This is a genomic window from Pseudomonas sp. HMSC066A08, from assembly GCF_001813025.1.
Lineage (GTDB): Bacteria > Pseudomonadota > Gammaproteobacteria > Pseudomonadales > Pseudomonadaceae > Pseudomonas > Pseudomonas aeruginosa.
In genome coordinates this window covers 74,573-91,021 of the sequence record NZ_KV811293.1, presented here as the reverse complement: position 1 = coordinate 91,021, position 16,449 = coordinate 74,573, and the positions used below count along the sequence as shown (strand labels likewise).

Below are 16,449 nucleotides of genomic sequence, written 5' to 3'. Positions count from 1 at the left end.
ATTCGCCCTACGCGGTCTTGGAACCCATCCGTTTCACGGTGGATAACCGCATGCGGTCATGCGCCCTGCGCGGGCTCGGAGTCCGGCCCAGACGATGTTCGGGGTTGGACGCCGTAGCCGAATGCTCGGCGCAATCCGGCGATCGCCTGTTGCCGATCCATGCCGCGCACGGCCGGCGGATCGGCGCGTTCGCAGAATTCGCGCCAGACGAACAGGGTCAGCTCGGCGCCATCGGTAAGGGGGGCGGCGGTCGGCACGCCGAACTGCTGGAGCGTCCGGTAGCGCGCGTCCTCCCAGAACAGTTCCTCGACCCAGTCGTACAGTGGAATCAGGTGGAAATGCACCGGCAAGCCGGGCATGTGGCCGTAGCGACCGACATAGATGCGTCGCGGCCGCAGCAGCGCGTTCATTTCGCGTTCGACCCTGGCCAGCAGCGGCCCGAATTCGGCGAGGGCGTGTTCCGGCAACTGGTGGAAGGCCGTCGCCGGTTGCCGCGAGCCGAGCATGCAGTAGCCGGGCAGGGCCGAGTCGATCCGCTGGTTCAACGTCCAGTGGCGGGTCTGGTGGATGATCAGCTCGGGCGGGATATGCATGGACGGCGCTCCGCAGATGGGCGCCCACTGTAACCCGTCGTCAGGGAAGATCCAGTCCGGTCTTGCGCCGTTTCATTTCGTCGATGCGTTGTCGTAGCGCCAGGCGCTGGGCTTCCGGCTTGGCCAGCCACCAGTCGCGCACCGCCGAGTTGTCGTAGCGCGTCAGCCAGGCGGGAAAACGCGCCATCTGCGCTTGCGGAAAGTCGTTGGCGCGGCCGCGCAGGTAGTGATCGAAGAAACCCAGGACCAGGGCGTTGGGAGCCTGGATGAGGATTTCCGTCGGTGCCGAGCCGAGCAGCCCGTCGCGTAGCGGCCGGCGGATGAACAGCGGATTGTCGGTAAGCCCGGCATGCGCCGAATCGCGCAGTACCAGGCGATGAATGTCCTGGTGCTGGCCGGCGTGCTCGAAGCGTTCGTAGGAAAAGTCGTTGAAGCTTCTCGGGCGGGCCGGCGGTTCGATGCCGAACAGCCGGTAGAAGTTGCCAAGGTCGGCGTGCAGCATCAGCAACGGTGCCGGGAAATCGCTATCGAAGGGCGCGAAGTCGAAGTCGCCGCCGTCGAGGTTGACGGCCGCCGCGCAGCGTCGGTCGACCATGCAGACCGCGCCGGTGGTCGAGCCGCCGAAGGACATGCCCATCTCGCCGGTATGCGCGAAGTCGCTGGCGGCCACCAGGTCGGCGACCCTGTCCGGGACCTCGCCGGCCTGCAGGCGGTCATGGACGAACAGGCGGTCGGCCAGCCATACCGGCGCGCTGAGGTTGACGGCGCGGTTGGCCGGGGCGGGCAGGTCGAGGGCGGTGTGCAACTGACCATCGAGTCGCTGGTCGAGATCGTCGCTGACATAGCCCTGGCGCATGGCCTGCGGCAAGCCGTCGTGGGCGGCCCGGCGCAGGTGTTCGACCAGCCCGGGGTCCATGGGCAGCAGCGTACCGTCGGGCAGGCGGGTCGGCGACGCGTCGCCGCTGTGCTGGATGGCGTAGACCGCGTAGCCGTGGCTGGCCAGCTCTTCCATCAGGGTCCAGTTGCCGCCGGCGAAGGCACTGTAGCCATGGCTGTAGAACACCACCGGCAGGCGAGCGGAGTCGTCGCGCAGCGGGGCGTCCGGATAGGAATTGGTGCGCAGGTGCTTGAGGTAGGCGAGCAACGGCGGAAAGCCGAGTATTTCACCGAAGCCCCGCGCGGTGCTGCGCGCCTCGTCCGGGTCGAAGTAGTGGCGTGGCGCGGCACCGACGATCGGGCGCGCCGGGTACCAGGCACGTACCAGCAGGCGCCGCGGCTGCCCGGCCGGGGCGCCGAGCAGGCCGGGCCGGCTGGGGTCGTCCAGTTCGAAATCGCGCACGCCGACCGCATAGGGGCCGCTCGGCGCCGGCAGCGGCGCGACCGGGAACAGGTACAGCGCGGCGATTGCCAGCAGTACCAGCAGGCCGTACAGCGAACCGGTCCGGAACGGCAGGCGCCGCAGGGGCTTCCGGCGCAGGCAGGCGCCGAGCAGCAGGGAGAAACCGGCGAAGGCACCGACGCCGGCTTGCCAGCGGTCGTCCCATGCAGCGTACAGGCCGGCGCCGAGCGCCAGCGTCGAGGCGAGCGCCAGCAGGCCACGGCGGCCGGGCAGGGCGGGTATCCACCAGGCGAGCAGGGCCGCCAGCAGGGTCGCGACCAGCAGCAGGTCGACAGCGGTCATGGGGCTTCGCTCCTCCTTTCCACGGGGCGCGTCGGTTGGCTCGGCCAGAACGCCGCCAGCGCCAGCAGCAGGCCGACCAGCGCGTAGGGGGCGCGGCTGTCCAGTTGGTGGAGCAGCGCGCCGAGCAGCGGCCCGCTGATCAGGCCGAAGCCATGTACGGCCACCAGGGTGCCGGCGGCGGCACCCTGTTCCTCGGCGCGCACGGCATTGGCGTTGAGCGCCGAGACTGCCGGGAATACCCAACCCATGCCCGCCGCGGCGACGAAGAAGGCCAGCCAGAGCAGCGGCGGCGAGTCGGCGAAGCACACGGCGGCGAAGCCGATGGCGGCGACCAGCCCGCCGACCCGGATCAGTCGCGGCGGTGGCCAGTCCAGGCGGCGCACCAGGAGCTGGGCCAGGATCAGCGCGACGCCCACTGCGGTCAGGGCGATGCCGGCCACCCGCGCGGCGTCGGCGGAATCCAGGCGCAGCCGGTCGAGAGCGAAGAAGCCGACGGTGATCTGCGCCACGGTGACGCTGAACATCGCCACGAAACCCACCGCCAGCGGCCGCCGCAGGCGGCGGTCGCCGATCGCCAGGGCGGCGCCGCGGTTCGGCTGGCGGCGCTCCTCGCGCGGCAGCCAGCGCCAGAGCGCCAGCAGGGCGACCAGGGGCAGCGCGGCGGTGACCAGCAACGGCAGGACCAGCCCGTGAATCGCCAGCAGTCCGGCCAGCCCCGGCCCGATCACCATGCCTATCGCGCTGGCCGCGCCGAGTCCGGCCAGCGCCGCGGCGCGTCGTTGCGCCTCGACGTGATCGGCCACCAGTGCCGCCGTACAGGCCGGCACCGCGGCGTAGAAGCCGCCGGCGAGGCCGCGCAGGAGAACGATGCCGGCGAAGGCGAGCAGGGTCGGCAACGTCCAGTGCAGGGCGAGCACGATGAACAGGCAGAGCGAGCCGTAGGAGAGGGCGAAGCCGGCCAGCCCGCCGAGCAGTATCCGCCGTCGCCCATGCCGGTCGCTGGCGATGCCCCAGGGCCGCGCCGCGAGCATCCAGGCGATGCCGCCGACGGTCACCGCGGCGCCGGCCTGCCAGGGCGCCAGGCCGAGCTTGCGGGCGAGCGGGCCGACCAGGGCGACGAAGGACATCACCGCGAGGGTGCAGACGAAGGTCTCGAACATCAGCGGACGCAGGTCCAGGGTGTTGGCGGAGGGCGGCGGGGTGGTCATCTCAGGGGTTCCTTCGGGTTCGCGGCAGGCGCAGCCAGACCCAGCCGACCAGCACCAGCGGAGTGCCCAGGGCGAGCCAGGAGAGCAGGTCGTAGAGGCCGTCGCCGAGCAGCGCCGAGAGCAGCCCGAAGAGGCCGAGCAGGGCCAGCAGCAGGGGCCAGCGGAAGATCATCCAGAGACCGCGCCTCATGCCTTGCCCTCCGTTGCCAGGCTGCCGCCCGGCAGTTCCGCCAGGCGCTTCTCCAATGGCGTCTTGCGTCGGCCGAGCCAGAGGTAGAGACCGCTGGCGAGGATGACGATGCTGACGAGGTCGAGCAGCGCCCAGACGATCTTCAGCGGCATGCCGCCGTAGTCGCCGAAGTGCAGCGGCTGCGACAGCAGGAGCGTCTTCACGTACAGCGGCATCTCGCGCATGTCGGTGAGTTCGCCGCTCTGCGCGTCGATCAGTGCCGGCTTCAGCAGGCGCTCGGTGAGCGGCGTGTTGCCGCGCATGAACACCGCATAGTGATGCTGGCTGCTGAACTGGGTGCCGGGGAAGCCGACGAAGCTGACCTCCATGTCCGGCGCCGCCCGGCGTGCCGTGGCCAGGGCCGCGTCGAGCGAGCCGAGGCGCTGTAGCGGCGGCGCGTCCTTGTAGGGCGCGGTCATTTCCGCCAACTGTCCGCCTTGCCAGAGCATCAGGATCGGCAGGGCCAGGGTGTTGATCACTCCGGTCACGCCGACCACCAGTACCCAGGACAGGGTGACGATGCCCAGCAGGTTGTGCAGGTCCAGCCACTTCAGGCGACGGCTGCGTTCGGCGCGTACCGTGGCGAAGTCCAGCTTGCGCATGAACGGCGTGTATACCACCACCCCGGACACCAGCGAGGCCACCAGCAGCAGGCCCATCAGGCCGAGGAACAGGTAGCCGGGCAGGCCGAGGAACAGGTCGGTGTGCAGCTTCAGCATCAGGTACATGAAGCCGCCCGGCGGCGGCAGCGCGTCGAAGAATTCCCCGGTACGCGCGTCGAACGGCTGCATGTGGCCGTTCTCCGGCGGCGGTACCAGGCTCGGCGCGCTGATCACCAGGCCCAGCGGGTCGTCCTTTTCGAATACCAGGAAGCGCACCACTTCGCCCGGCCGGGCGGCCAGGGCGCGGGCGATCACGTCGTCGTAGTCGATGCGCGGCGACTCGGCGGTGAGCGGCTCGAGCTGCGGATGCGGCTCGACGTAGTGCTCGATCTCCTCGTGGAAGATCAGCGGCAACCCGGTGAGGCAGAGCATCAGCAGGAAGATCGTGGAGATCAGGCTGGTCCATTTGTGCACCAGGTACCAGGTGCGCAGGGTTTTCGCGGTCATTGGCTGGTCATCGGCGGTTTCTGGTTAGGGTGGGGCGGACTCAGAAGTCCGCCGTGAGGGAAAGGGAAAGGGTGCGCGGCGAGCTGATCGACAGGTAGCCGTTGGCTGCGGTCCAGTAGTCCTTGCCCAGCGCGTTCTCCAGGTTGGCGCGCGCCACCAGCGGCTTGCCGGCGACCTGGAAGGCGTAGGCGGCGCCGAGGTCGACGCGGTTCCAGTGCGGCACGGCGAGGGCGTTGGCGCTGTCCAGGTAGGCCGAGCCGGTGTAGATCCAGCGGCTGTCGAGGGTCAGTCCGTCGACGAACGGGGTGTCCCAGCTGACCCCCAGGTTGGCCTGGCGACGGGCCACGCCGGGCGCGTCCTTGCCTTCGCTGGCAGGGTCGCCGGTCTTGCTCTGCTCGGGCTTGATGTAGGTGGCGCCGGCCATCACCCGCACGCCGTCCAGGGGTTCGCCATAGAGGCTCAGCTCCATGCCGCGGTTGCGTTGCTCGCCGTCGGCGCGGAAGACGTTGCTGGCGTCGGTATAGGCGTTCGGTTTCCTGATCTCGAACAGCGCCAGGGTGGTGGTGAAGCCGCCCAGGTCGTACTTGGCGCCGATCTCGTATTGCTCGGCCTTGTACGGCGCCAGCACCTGGCCGGCGTTGGCCGCGGTCATCGGCGCCGCCTCGCCCTGGCTGAGGCCCTGGATGTAGTTGGCGTACAGCGACAGGTCCTGCAGCGGCTTGACCAGCACGCTGGCCATCGGCGTCCACACGTGCCGCTTGTCGTGGCTGGTGCGCGCGCCGCTGGTCTGGTCGTAGTTGCGCGACTCGATCTGCTGGCGGCGCATGCCCAGGGTGACCTGCACGCGATCCTCGAGGAGCGACAGCCTGTCGGCCAGCGCCACGCCGCCGAGGTCGGTTTCATTGGTCTTCGGAATGCTCCCGTCGAGGCTGGAGAAGTCCGGCAGCGGCGTGTGCGGCGAGGTCCGGTAGAGGTTGCCCGGCTGCATCCCGGTGAAGGCGTAGACCATGCCCAGCCGTTCGTGCAGGCGGTTGGCGCTGAGCGTCCAGTCGTGGCGGAGCGGGCCGGTGTCGAAGTTGCCGCGCAGGCCGACCTCGGCGGAATAGGTGCGGCGGTCGCCGCGCTGGCGTGCCAGGCTGTTGACGATGTCGCCCTGGTTGCCGATGAGGATGCTGTTGGCGGCGATGGTTTCGTAGTTGCTCTGGCGGCCGCCGATGCTGGCGAACGCCGTCAGGTTGTCGGCGAGGTCGTACTCGCCGCGGTTGACCATGGAGTAATCCTCCTGGTCCAGGTAGGAATCGCGCAGGCCGAAGCGTGTCTTCGAGTCCGGGGCGTGGGGGATGTGGGTGGTTCCCGGGCCGGTCAGCAGCGGGCGCACCACGCCTTCCAGGCTTTCCTTCTGGTACAGCAGGTCGCTGGACAGGCGCAGGCGCTCGCCACGGAAGTCCAGGCCCAGGGAGAGCATGGGAAACTCGCGGCCCTGATGGTCGACGGCGGTATCGCCGTTGCGGTAGACGCCGTTGAAGCGCACGCCGAAGGCGTTGTTCTCGCCGAAGCGCCGGCCGATGTCGAGGTGAGTGCCGAGCTGGCCGCGCTGGGTCCAGTCGACGCTGACGCGGGTCAGCGGCTGGTCGTCGGCGCGCTTGGGCACCAGGTTGATGGTGCCGCCGACGCTGCCGCCGGGGGAAATCCCGCCGAGCAGGGCGTTCGGTCCCTTGAGCACTTCCACGCGCTCGGCGAATTCGATCGGTACCCGCCAGAACGGCAGCAGGCCATAGAGGCCGTTGAAGGCGACGTCGGCGTTCTGCACGCTGAAGCCGCGAATCGTGTAGCTGTCCACCAGGTCGCCGCGCCCGCCGACCACCCGCACCGACGGATCGTTGGCCTGTAGCAGGTCGGCGACGCTGCGCGCCTGCTGCTGCTCGATGGTCCTGGCGGTGTAGCTGGTGATGCTGAATGGCGCATCCATCACGTCGGCGTTGCCCAGCATGCCCAGGCGCGCGCCACGGGCTACCTGGCCGCCGGCGTACTCGGCGGGCAGGGTCTCGGCACCGGCGGCCTGGGCGGTGATCAGCGAGGATTGCAGTTCCAGCGCGCCATCGTTGGCTGCCGGCACCAGGGTGTAGCTGCCGTCGCTGCGCTGCTGCAACTCCAGGCCGCTGCCCAGCAGCAGGCGGTGCAGCGCCTCGACCGGCGCGTAGCGGCCGCGCAGGGCGGCGCTGCGGCGACCCTCGGTGAGCGCCGGGTCGAACGCCAGGGATACCCCGTTGTCGCTGGCGAAGGCCGACAGGGTGCGACCGAGCGGGCCGGGGGCGATGTCATAGCTGCGCGCCGAGCTGGCGGCGGGCGCCTCGGCGGCAAGCAGGGCGGGGGCCGCGCCGGCGAGGGCGAGGGTCATGGCGGCGGCGTGGATGGCCAGGGACAGCGAACGGGGGCGAAGCGTGCGTACGGGCATGTACAGGGTTCCTCGTGGTCTCTGCGGACCTTGGGTCGGGGCGGATTCCTCTACTTGCCAGCCGAGAAGGAAAAAGGTCTCAGGTCGAGGCGGTTATTTTTTGCGGAGCACGGTATGTCGGTGGCAACGCCTGTTCCGGCGCAGCGGCGGACGACCTGCCGGGGTGGATGCGAGGGCGCGGTTGCCACGGGGATGGCGGTCGCGCCGTCACGCCGGTACCAGGCTGATCCAGTAGTCGGTCACCCCGCGCACCTTCAGCGGATAGGTGGCCTGCAGCATGCCCAGCGTGCGCCGCAGGTCCAGCAGCGGATAGGCGCCCGATACCGCCAGCCTGGCCAGTTGCGGGTCGCAGCGCAGTACGCCGCGACGGTAGCGGGCGAGTTCGGCGAGCACCTCGGCCAGCGGCATCCGGTCGGCCATCAGCATGCCGCGGGTCCAGGCGTCCGGCAGGCCGTCGAAGGCCAGCCGGCGCGCTTCGCCGTCGGCGCCCAGGCGCACCGACTCGCCGCTCTCCAGCCAGCGCCCGCGTCCGTGGAGCGGACTCAGTTCGACCCGCCCGGCGAGTACCGCGACCCGGGTCGCGGCCATCTCCTGGCGTACGTTGAAGCGGGCGGCGCCGGCATGCAGCCGCGCTTCGGCGGTGGCGACGCGGAACGGACGCGGGTCGGCGCGGCTATCGACGAAGATCTCGCCGCGCAGCAGGCGTACCAGCCGCTGGCTGGCGTCGAAGGCCAGGTCCACGGCGCTGTCGGTGTTCAGGGTCAGCAGGCTGCCGTCGGCCAGGGTCAGGCGGCGCTGTTCGCCGACGCCGGTGCGCTGGTCGGCCAGCCAGTCGCGCAATGGTTCGGCCTGCCAGGTGGCGAGTCCCAGCGAGGCGCCGCCGAGGACCAGGGCGAGGTGCTTGATCGCGCGCCGCCGGTCCAGCCCGCGCTCGCGGCCGAGGGTCGGCAGGGCCAGTGCCGGCGGCAGTCGGCCGAGGCATTGCAGCAGGCGCTCGGCGCGCTCCCAGGCATGGGCGTGCTGCGGGCTGCGCTGCCGCCACTGGGCGCAGGCCTGGCGCGTGTCGTCGGTGCAGCCGCTGTCCTGCAGGCGCACCAGCCACTCGGCGGCCTCGTCGAGGATCGGCGAGGGAATCCGGCCTTCGTCCGCGGCGTTCATTCCATCAGCTCCAGGCACTGGCGGAAGGCCTGCTGCATGTAGCGCTTGACCGAACCCAGGGACACGCCCAGGCGCTCGGCGATGGCTTCGTACTTCAGGCCTTCGATCTGCGCCAGGAGAAACGCCTGGCGGACCCTGTCCGGCAGGCTGCCGAGCAGGGCGTCTACTTCATGCAGGGTTTCCAGCACCATCAACCGCTGTTCCGGCGGCGGCGCGAGGTCTTCCGGGAGGTTGGCCAGGGCATCGAGGTAGGCGCGCTCCAGCGACTGGCGCTGGAACCAGTTGATCATCAGCCCCTTGGCGACGGTGGTCAGATAGGCGCGCGGTTCGCGCGCATCCAGTACCCGGCGCGAGGCGAGCAGGCGGGCGAAGGTGTCCTGGGCCAGGTCGGCGGCGTTTTCCGCGCAGCCCAGGCGTCGCCGCAACCAGCCTTGCAGCCAGCCATGGTGGTCCTGATAGAGATGGCTCACAGCGTCGTGCAGGGAGGCGTCGGCCGGCGGCATGGAGGGGATCGCTGTTGTAATTGAGAATGAGTCTCATACTACTTACAGCGAGGGCATGCCCACAAGTCCCCCGGATCGGCGGCGCAGCGCCTCAGGCGTTCTCCAGGCCGTACTGGAAGAACGCCATGTCGGCCAGGCGCCCGGTGGGATAGAGGAGCCCCTTGCGGGCGGTCTCCAGGCGCGGGAACGACAGCCTTTCTTCGTCGATCAGGCGGTGCAGCGCGGTGAGGGTGCCGCCGTTGACGCTCGTCAGGCCACGGCGCGGATACAGCGCGCGACAGGCGGCCACGTAGTGGCGGTCGAGGGCGGGAAACTCGCCCCAGACGCCGAGCAGGATCTTGCTCTTCAGGGTGTCGGTCCAACTCACCCGGCTGCTGAGGGCGTCCATCGATCCGAGCACCGTTTCCAGCAGCTTGCGGTTGTGCGCCAGGCGCGCGCCGTTGCCGGCGAAGTCCACCAGGGACAGCTCGAAGAGTTCCGGCCCGGCACCGCTGAAGAGCTGCCGGGCCAGCGCTTTCATCAGGTCCAGGTTGCTGTTCTGCAGCAGTCCCGAGGAGCCGCGGAACATGCCCCAGTTGGCCAGGTAGAAACCCAGGTGCAGGGCGGTGGTGTCGAGCTGTTCGGGGGCGGTCAGGTCGTCCCAGCTGCGACTGGGGTCCCAGACATACTCCCAGAGGTACTCCCAGGCCCTCAGGCGCGGGTATTCGTTGCCCGGGGCGGGCGCCAGGCTGGCGTAGTAGCGGTGGACATAGCGGGCGGCATCGAAAGCCATGCGTGCGTTCCCTGGCGGCTTGGAAAGACGGCATGGTAGAGCGTGTGATATCAAAAGGCCATATAGCTGTTCGCAGGGGACGCCGTAGCGCCCCCGCGGAGCGGCCTCAGGTGTTATTGCAGCCCTTGGCGATGGAGTCCTCGTTGGAGGTGTACGGCCGCGAGGGTTCCAGGTTCCACTCGGGCTTGTTGCGGGCGACGTTGAAGTGGCAGACCAGTTGCCGGCGCATGCTGCCGATATTGCTGTCGCGGTTGTCCGGATTGTCCTTCCATTCGCTGTCCAGGTAGTGGTCGACCACCAGCTCGTTGAAGAAGTTGTTGGTCTGGTTGTCCTGGATCTTGCGCCCGCAATCGGTCGGTACCACTTCCAGGGTCATGATCTTCTTCCTGAAGCCCGGATCGTCGCGCTCCACCCAGGTGGCGCTTTCCACATAGCGCTCGCAGGCATTCTTCTCGCTGGTCGGGTAGATCGCCTGCTTGCGCCCGTCGTAGGCGAACTGCGCGTCCTGCTGGCGGGTCTGCGGCAGTCGCATGTTGATGATCGGGAGGAATGCCTGGACCGACTGGTACCATTGGATCTGGTTGAGCCGCGCGCCTTCCAGGCCGGCGTCCTCGGTGTAGAACGCGGCGAGGATCGACGGCGACTTCGGCGGGTTTTCCTCCCACTTGGCCAGGCGCAGTTCGTTCTGGGTGGTGAAGGATTCGTCGGCGATCTGCGCCATCGCCCGGATGCTCTGGTAGAAGGCCGGGCCGGCGGCGGTATTGCGCTCGTCGCGGACGTCGAAGGAGCACTGCCGCGAATGGTCGCCGCGGTTCTGCCGGTAGTTCGCCGCCCACTGCTCGGCGGTGCCGACGTTGATGTCCTGGCAGGACTTCTCGACGCTGTTCGGCGTGCGCCGCGAATCGGTGCAACCCTGCTGGGCGCGGTCGTCGGTGGCCGCGTCGATGGGGAAGGAACAGAGCACCGCATAGTCCTGGTGGTCCTTCGGATTACCGAAGATGGTGTCGAAGATGAAGCCGCTCTTCAGGCCGTAGGCGAGCTTGCGGTACTTGGCGTCCTTGCGCAGGTAGGAGGCGGAGACGCCGCCGCTTTTCTGGCTCTTCGGACTGATGCTGTAGAACATGTAGTCGGTCGAAGGCCAGGTGGCGCGGAACAGCACGCCGGAACAGAGGAATGCCGGCTTCGACGGTCCGCCGCAATCCTGGCGGGTGTCGTTGTACAACTGGTTGAGCCGGGCGACCACGTCGTTGCCCCGGTCGGCCTGGGCCGCGGGTGTCAGCGCCAGGCCGGCGGCGGCGAGAAGGTAGAGAAAGGCGGATCTGCTTCCGTTCATAGGATGGACTCCACGCAGGTTCGAAGGAGCGGGCCGGGGGCGGCCCGGTTGGTCCCGATGGGGACGAGCGCGACGGGCGGATCGCGGGGGATGAATCGCTTGCGACGGCATGGCCGTCGGCGTTGGGACGTCAGCGGGACGTGGCGGCGCCAGTCTGCAACCGGGCGCTGCCGGGAGTGCCGGGCGACCCCGGCAGGCGCTGGCCGGCGGGGGCCTGCCGAGCGCGTGGGGGAAACCGCTCGAGGAAGGCGGCGAAGACCGCCGGGGGAGATACGAACAGGGTGGATAGCGGGGCGGATACAGCATGGATTCCGTTACGCATCGCAGGCCTCCTTTGCGCCGCGCCGATGGGCTTCCGTCTTACCGTTCGAGCCTAGAAGCGCGGGCCGCGCCGCTCCAGCGGCGGGGTGGCTAGCTAGCAAGGGGGATTAATGCATTCGCAAAGGCGCTCGCTGCGATGCACCGTGGTCCGGCATCCACAGGCCACGCCGCTGCCCGGCAACCGTTCCCGGCCGCGTCTGTTGGCGGCGACGTCGCCCTGCAAGCGCCGGTATCGGGCTCCGCCGTCAGTCCATGTCGCCGCCATGGTGCGCGGACTGCTCCAGGAGGCTGCTCTTCGCCGTCCTGCTCCTCGCTTCCGGCGTCAGCCGGGTTGCCTGCAAGGCGAACCAGAGGATCGCCACATCGGCGGTGCTGTCCAGCGAGCGACCGCTGATTTCCTCGATGCGGCGTATCCGGTAGACCAGGCTCTGCTTGTGTATGTGTAGCCGTTGCGCGGCGCTCAACCAGGACCTGTTTTCCTCGAGAAAGACCTGCAGCGTGTGTAGCAGTGCGGAGCCATTGGCCGCGTCATAGTCGTGGAGGGCGCCGAGGACCAGGCGGAACGCCCGCTCGGCCTCGGCGAGGCTTCTGGGTAGCCAGGGCGCCTCGTCGTCCAGTTCCGCGTAGCGACACAACGGCCGCCGGGAATGGCTGTGGGCCAGGGCCAGGCGCGCTTCGCGCAAGGCCTCGGCGCAACGTTCGGCACGACGGAGCGGAGCGCTCACTCCCAGCGAGCTGTCCAGGGCTTCCTGCAGTGTCGAGGCGAGGCCGGCCTGGTGCAGCAGAATGATTTCCTGGCCCTGCGGGCGAACCAGCAGGCGTGAGTCGTGGCCCCGGAAAAGACCGACAGGGTCGGTCGCGAACCCCTCGGAACTCGCCACGGAAACGACCGCATCGTCGAGATCGAGCCCGGGCAGTAGCTCTTCCAGCCGCTCCTCGGCTTGTTCCCGGTATAGCCGTCGTTGCAGCAGGTCGTCGAGCAATTCCGAACCCAGGCGCAGGTGGCGTTCGCTTTCGACGCGCAGCCGTTCGATCTCTATGCCGAGCACCGCCGTCAGGTGGTGCAGGAGGCTGTAGTCCGGCAGCCGCTCGCCCAGGGCTATCAGCAGGCAGTTCCGGTCGGAAGGAATGCCGATGCTGAGCGCTTCGCCTTCCGCGAGCGGATGGCGAAGGACCATCGGCTGCGGCTCCGCCTGCTCGCGACGGCGGTTGCGCAGCGCGTCGGCCAACTCCGCGGGCAGCCCTGGCAGGCCTGGTTGCCAGGCCGCCAGGGTGTCGGGAACGATGAGGTAGAGGCTGCTCCGTACGTCCTTGCCGAGGCGTTGCAGCAGCGCCGGCAGGCCCAGTCCCTGCATGCTCAGCCGGGCGCTTTCGTATATCCGGGCCAGGGCGTTGCGGCGCTCGTATTCGTCTTTCTGCCCCGCATCGACGATGGCCCGGGTCACGGCGGCGAAAGGGACGCCGTAGTGGGTGAGAATCAACGGGAAGCCCAGGGCCTCGGCGGTTTCGCGCAGGGCATCGAGGTCGCTCGGAGCTTCCATGTTCTCGCCGATCATCATGCCTGCCAGGCCGGCCTCGGCCAGTCTTCGGACATAACGCCGTTGCCGCTCGGCGTCGCTCGGTATGCCCAGCCCGGTGGTCATCAGCAGGTCACCCTCGCCGAGCCATTCGGTGGGGTCGTCGAGTTCGCAGACATGCGCCCAGCGAACCGGGCGGTCGAGGCCGCCGGCTCCGCTCAGCAGGCGCGAACGGAGTTCGGGGAGGGCGATCAGGTGGCGGATGCTCTGCGGCATGTCCAGGAGACTCCAGGCATGGGCCTTCAGTGTAATCGCCCCGGGCGCAGGCAGCGCGCCCTGTCACCAACTGGCGGGCAGCATCCCCAGGGCCGAGGCGATCGCGTAGACCCCGCTGGAGGCGAACACCAGGACGATCAGCCCCTGTATCAGCGGATGGGCATACCAGCCGCAGCTGAATGCCGGCAGTTGGTCGCCGTGGCGTCGCGCCGCGTTGAGCAGGAGGATGGGGATGATGCCCATCAGTACGCCGCCGAAGGTACCGGCGAAGTACAGCGCGTTCACGAAGCCGCCGAGCCCCGCATAGGCCAGCAGGAACGGCGGGACCGAGACCGCGGCGAGCACCGCCAGGCGTTTGCGCCGGTTGGTTTCGCTGCCCAGGCGGAAGTGGTCGAAGATATTGGTGAACAGGCACCCGCCGAGTCCCCAGTAGGAGGTCAGCATCGCCAGCAAGGCGAAGGTGTTCGCCACGTAGTAGGCCCATTGGCCGAGGGAGCGTCCCCAGCTCAAGGTCGCCACCTCGCTGAGGTTGTCGGGGCCGACCAGGGCGATGACCGAGGCAGGAATGGCCGCCACCAGCAGGAAGGTCAGCAGCATGCCGACCACGATCAGGCGCGGCAGGCGCCCGGGGGTTGCCAGGTTGCCGCGCACCAGCTCCGGAACCAGGAACTGCGCGCCGAACACGAAGACCGCCAGGTTGAACACTGGAACCACGTATTGCCACTGGCTCTGCCAAAGGTGGGCGAGACGGGCGTCGTCGTGCATCAGGGTAGCGCCGATGAGGATGCAGACGATGGCCACCATGCCGGCGCTGATCAGCTTCTCGCCCACGCCGAGCGCCTTCAGGCCCAGGTAGAGCACCAGCGCCGAGGGGACGAAGAAGATCAGGCTGCCGAGCTCGCGCGTGAGGCCGTACTGGCCGAAGAACTCGAGCATGATGTTGCCGCTGCCGGTCATGTAGGCGACCAGGGCCCCGTAGCTGTTGGCCGCCACCGCGATGAAGATCAGCCAGCCGCCGAGCGGGCCCAGGTAACGCCGGGAGAGGCCGCTGAGCTGGTTGTTGCCGCGGGTTCTCAGGCAGGCTTCGGTCACGTAGAGCATGGTGACGATGCAGAAGAGGCAGGTCAGGGCCAGGCATACCAGCAACGGCACGTAGCCGACCTTGCGGGCGGCGTAGGCCATGCTCAGCACGCCGGCGCCGATATTGGTGCCGATGATGATCGCGATCGTCTCGAGCGAGCCCAGGGGATGGGCCTTGAGGCCCGATGCGTTGTCGTTCGCTTCTCGCATACCCATTTCTTGTTTCCTCTGTCAGGGCGGTGGAGTTCGGTTCTTCGGGGTCAGTCGAAGATCAGGTAGGTCTTGCGCACGGTCTGGCGGATGTCCCAGGTACCCTGGGTGGCAGCGGCGAAATAGAGCGCGTCGCCGGCGCGAAACTCCACGGCCTGGCCTTCGTCCGGGGTGAAGCGACCTTCACCGCTGACGATGTAGCTGTACTCGGCCTGCTCGACCTGTCGGCGGAAGCGCCCCGGGGTGCATTCCCAGATGCCGGTCGCGCCGTTGCCGTCGGCGAGCGGGCGGTGGGCCGCGGTACGGGTCAGGGCTACCGGTTCGCCCAGGGGCTGGCCGACGGGGGTGGGCGAGGTGAAAAGACTTTCGTCGTCGAGACGGATGAGCGAAGGGGTCATGCCATGGGCTCCTCAGGATTTGTCTTCAAGGCCGGCGGGGGCGAAGCGCGCGAGAAAGCGGTCGGTGGCCGAGGGCGCGGTACCGGCGAGTTCCGCGCGTTCCTTGCGCAGGACGGCGTTGCGCACCAGGGAGCCGCCCAGGTAGCGCAGCGGCTCGGGCGGGAAGCTCCGGCAGCGGCGTTCCACCAGCGGACAACGGCTCCACGGGTCGTCGCGGCCGAGGGCGAGGCTGGCGAGGATCCGCCCGCCCAGGCGGCTCGGTCCCACGCCGTTGCCGCTCCAGCCGATGCCGTAGTGGATGTTCTCGTGCAGGCGGCCGAAGACCGGCAGGCTGTCGTAGGTACGGTCGATCGGGCCGGACCAGCCGTCGACCAGCGGGATGTCGCCTAGCGAGGGATAGGTGCGGCGGAAGTCGGCCTCGGTCAGGGCCAGGCTCTCCCGGTCGACGTCGAATACCCGGCCGATGCGCGAGCCGTAGCTGATGGCGCCGGTGCCCTTGCCGAAGGCGATGCGCCCGTCGCGGGTGGTGCGGTAGTAGTCCACCATCAGTTGGGAATCGGTGATGGCTTCCCCGCCGGTCCAGCCGATTCGCTCCAGCCGTTGCGGTATCGCCTTGGTAACCGCGATGGAACTGTTCACCGGCACGATCAGCCTGGAGAGCCTGGGCAGGGCGGCCGACCAGGCGTTGGTCGCGAGAACCACCGCCCTGGCCTGGACCCGGGCCCCGGCGCTCAGCAGCTGCGCCGGCTGGCCGGGAACGATCTGGCTGACGCCACAGCGCTCGTGGATTTCCACGCCGAGGGCCAGCGCCACGCGGCGCATGCCTTGCACCAGCAAGGCTGGTTGCACGGTGGCATTGCTGCGCTCGAAGACCCCGGCGAGATGCACCGGCGAACCGGTCCGGCGTGCCACTTCGCTGGCGTCGAGGCGTTCGAAGGGACTGACGCCGAGCCGTTCGCAGGCGGCGAGGGTATCGTTCCAGGCGTCGAGGTGGCGCGCCGTGGTGGCGGTCCACAGCCAGCCCTTCTGCTGGAAGTGCGCATCGATGTCATGCCGCGCGCAGAACTCCCCGAGTTCCTGGATCGCCCGCTCCGCGCTTTCGCCAAGGAAGCGCGCCTGCGCCTCGCTGCAGAAGCCCAGCAAGGTGCCGATCTTCGGCCACCAGGACATCACGAAACCACCGTTCCTGCCGGAAGCGCCGCCGCCGCAGACGTCCTGCTCCAGCAGCAGGACCCGTGCGTCCGGTTCCAGTTGCTTGAGGGTGATGGCGGTCCAGAGCCCGACGAAACCGCCGCCGACTATCGCCACGTCCGCCGAGTGGGTACCGACGAGGGGCGCGCAGGCGGCGTCGGCCAGGTCGGTCGAGCGCATCCAGTGGCTGGGGGTCAGGGGAGGGGTGAGCGTGAGTTTCATGGCGCGGGTCCGGGGTCGCTGAATCTGCAGCAAGGGTGGCGAGCGGCGCCGTCCGCGACAATTGGACGCAACTAGGAATCGAGGAGGTGCTCTCGTACGATCGTATGAGCCTTGTGAAGAGCAGGCCTTGTCGGGACTGCCCGCCCTGTACGAGCGAGCCGGCAGGCCCGAGCGGCGTCGATGAACCGGGGGC

General features: G+C 68.9%; 15 protein-coding genes. All 15 read right to left on the bottom strand.

From position 1 onward, the window contains the following. Window positions 1-56: 56 nt before the first annotated feature. The 15 genes from HMPREF2886_RS11955 to HMPREF2886_RS11885 all read right to left on the bottom strand — a co-directional run bounded on the left by HMPREF2886_RS11955 (window position 57) and on the right by HMPREF2886_RS11885 (window position 16,256). Window positions 57-593, bottom strand: coding sequence for an HIT family protein (locus HMPREF2886_RS11955; RefSeq protein ID WP_058178628.1), 537 nt, complete (start codon window positions 591-593; stop codon window positions 57-59). A 40-nt stretch (window positions 594-633) separates the two neighbouring features. Further along, window positions 634-2,274 carry an alpha/beta hydrolase gene (locus HMPREF2886_RS11950; protein ID WP_070747418.1) on the bottom strand — a complete coding sequence of 547 codons (1,641 nt, stop codon included), beginning with the start codon at window positions 2,272-2,274 and terminating at the stop codon, window positions 634-636. After that, window positions 2,271-3,482 (bottom strand): MFS transporter, encoded by a 1,212-nt coding sequence (locus HMPREF2886_RS11945; RefSeq protein ID WP_033978688.1) that lies wholly within the window; start codon window positions 3,480-3,482, stop codon window positions 2,271-2,273. Before HMPREF2886_RS11945 ends, HMPREF2886_RS11950 begins: the two co-directional genes overlap by 4 nt. A 1-nt stretch (window position 3,483) precedes the next feature. Then, the gene (locus HMPREF2886_RS11940) at window positions 3,484-3,672 is read right to left on the bottom strand and encodes a hypothetical protein (RefSeq protein ID WP_003088166.1); all 189 of its coding nucleotides are present in this window, start codon (window positions 3,670-3,672) and stop codon (window positions 3,484-3,486) included. Continuing rightward, a complete protein-coding gene (locus HMPREF2886_RS11935; RefSeq protein ID WP_033970301.1) occupies window positions 3,669-4,820 on the bottom strand; it encodes a PepSY-associated TM helix domain-containing protein in 1,152 nt (383 codons plus the stop codon). Before HMPREF2886_RS11935 ends, HMPREF2886_RS11940 begins: the two co-directional genes overlap by 4 nt. A gap of 40 nt (window positions 4,821-4,860) precedes the next feature. Beyond that, complete coding sequence (locus tag HMPREF2886_RS11930) at window positions 4,861-7,275, bottom strand: TonB-dependent receptor (RefSeq protein WP_070747416.1); 2,415 nt, start codon at window positions 7,273-7,275, stop codon at window positions 4,861-4,863. A gap of 207 nt (window positions 7,276-7,482) precedes the next feature. After that, window positions 7,483-8,433 carry a FecR domain-containing protein gene (locus tag HMPREF2886_RS11925; RefSeq protein WP_033970290.1) on the bottom strand — a complete coding sequence of 317 codons (951 nt, stop codon included), beginning with the start codon at window positions 8,431-8,433 and terminating at the stop codon, window positions 7,483-7,485. Next, complete coding sequence (locus HMPREF2886_RS11920; protein WP_003088185.1) at window positions 8,430-8,936, bottom strand: sigma-70 family RNA polymerase sigma factor; 507 nt, start codon at window positions 8,934-8,936, stop codon at window positions 8,430-8,432. Before HMPREF2886_RS11920 ends, HMPREF2886_RS11925 begins: the two co-directional genes overlap by 4 nt. Window positions 8,937-9,027: 91 nt before the next feature. Further along, window positions 9,028-9,708 (bottom strand): hypothetical protein, encoded by a 681-nt coding sequence (locus HMPREF2886_RS11915; RefSeq protein ID WP_033978684.1) that lies wholly within the window; start codon window positions 9,706-9,708, stop codon window positions 9,028-9,030. A gap of 106 nt (window positions 9,709-9,814) precedes the next feature. Further along, a complete protein-coding gene (locus HMPREF2886_RS11910) occupies window positions 9,815-11,041 on the bottom strand; it encodes a DUF2599 domain-containing protein (RefSeq protein ID WP_033978683.1) in 1,227 nt (408 codons plus the stop codon). A 130-nt stretch (window positions 11,042-11,171) separates the two neighbouring features. After that, on the bottom strand, window positions 11,172-11,363 hold the full coding sequence (locus tag HMPREF2886_RS34605; protein ID WP_033978682.1) for a hypothetical protein: 192 nt from the start codon (window positions 11,361-11,363) through the stop codon (window positions 11,172-11,174). Window positions 11,364-11,607: 244 nt separating this feature from the next. After that, the gene (locus HMPREF2886_RS11900) at window positions 11,608-13,155 is read right to left on the bottom strand and encodes a PucR family transcriptional regulator (protein ID WP_033978681.1); all 1,548 of its coding nucleotides are present in this window, start codon (window positions 13,153-13,155) and stop codon (window positions 11,608-11,610) included. 63 nt (window positions 13,156-13,218) lie between these two features. After that, a complete protein-coding gene (locus HMPREF2886_RS11895) occupies window positions 13,219-14,451 on the bottom strand; it encodes an aromatic amino acid transport family protein (RefSeq protein ID WP_033970285.1) in 1,233 nt (410 codons plus the stop codon). 44 nt (window positions 14,452-14,495) lie between these two features. Next, entirely contained in the window at window positions 14,496-14,843 is a 348-nt protein-coding gene (locus tag HMPREF2886_RS11890) for a cupin domain-containing protein (RefSeq protein WP_033970282.1), read from the bottom strand. 12 nt (window positions 14,844-14,855) lie between these two features. Next, a complete protein-coding gene (locus HMPREF2886_RS11885) occupies window positions 14,856-16,256 on the bottom strand; it encodes an NAD(P)/FAD-dependent oxidoreductase (protein WP_033978679.1) in 1,401 nt (466 codons plus the stop codon). Window positions 16,257-16,449 lie beyond the last annotated feature (193 nt).

Excerpts from the sequence above, each read along its gene's own strand:
- HMPREF2886_RS11955 (WP_058178628.1), bottom strand. The coding sequence starts at position 593 with ATGCATATCCCGCCCGAGCTGATCATCCACCAGACCCGCCACTGGACG.
- HMPREF2886_RS11950 (WP_070747418.1), bottom strand. The coding sequence starts at position 2,274 with ATGACCGCTGTCGACCTGCTGCTGGTCGCGACCCTGCTGGCGGCCCTG.
- HMPREF2886_RS11945 (WP_033978688.1), bottom strand. The coding sequence starts at position 3,482 with ATGACCACCCCGCCGCCCTCCGCCAACACCCTGGACCTGCGTCCGCTG.
- HMPREF2886_RS11940 (WP_003088166.1), bottom strand. The coding sequence starts at position 3,672 with ATGAGGCGCGGTCTCTGGATGATCTTCCGCTGGCCCCTGCTGCTGGCC.
- HMPREF2886_RS11935 (WP_033970301.1), bottom strand. The coding sequence starts at position 4,820 with ATGACCGCGAAAACCCTGCGCACCTGGTACCTGGTGCACAAATGGACC.
- HMPREF2886_RS11930 (WP_070747416.1), bottom strand. The coding sequence starts at position 7,275 with ATGCCCGTACGCACGCTTCGCCCCCGTTCGCTGTCCCTGGCCATCCAC.
- HMPREF2886_RS11925 (WP_033970290.1), bottom strand. The coding sequence starts at position 8,433 with ATGAACGCCGCGGACGAAGGCCGGATTCCCTCGCCGATCCTCGACGAG.
- HMPREF2886_RS11920 (WP_003088185.1), bottom strand. The coding sequence starts at position 8,936 with ATGCCGCCGGCCGACGCCTCCCTGCACGACGCTGTGAGCCATCTCTAT.
- HMPREF2886_RS11915 (WP_033978684.1), bottom strand. The coding sequence starts at position 9,708 with ATGGCTTTCGATGCCGCCCGCTATGTCCACCGCTACTACGCCAGCCTG.
- HMPREF2886_RS11910 (WP_033978683.1), bottom strand. The coding sequence starts at position 11,041 with ATGAACGGAAGCAGATCCGCCTTTCTCTACCTTCTCGCCGCCGCCGGC.
- HMPREF2886_RS34605 (WP_033978682.1), bottom strand. The coding sequence starts at position 11,363 with ATGCGTAACGGAATCCATGCTGTATCCGCCCCGCTATCCACCCTGTTC.
- HMPREF2886_RS11900 (WP_033978681.1), bottom strand. The coding sequence starts at position 13,155 with ATGCCGCAGAGCATCCGCCACCTGATCGCCCTCCCCGAACTCCGTTCG.
- HMPREF2886_RS11895 (WP_033970285.1), bottom strand. The coding sequence starts at position 14,451 with ATGGGTATGCGAGAAGCGAACGACAACGCATCGGGCCTCAAGGCCCAT.
- HMPREF2886_RS11890 (WP_033970282.1), bottom strand. The coding sequence starts at position 14,843 with ATGACCCCTTCGCTCATCCGTCTCGACGACGAAAGTCTTTTCACCTCG.
- HMPREF2886_RS11885 (WP_033978679.1), bottom strand. The coding sequence starts at position 16,256 with ATGAAACTCACGCTCACCCCTCCCCTGACCCCCAGCCACTGGATGCGC.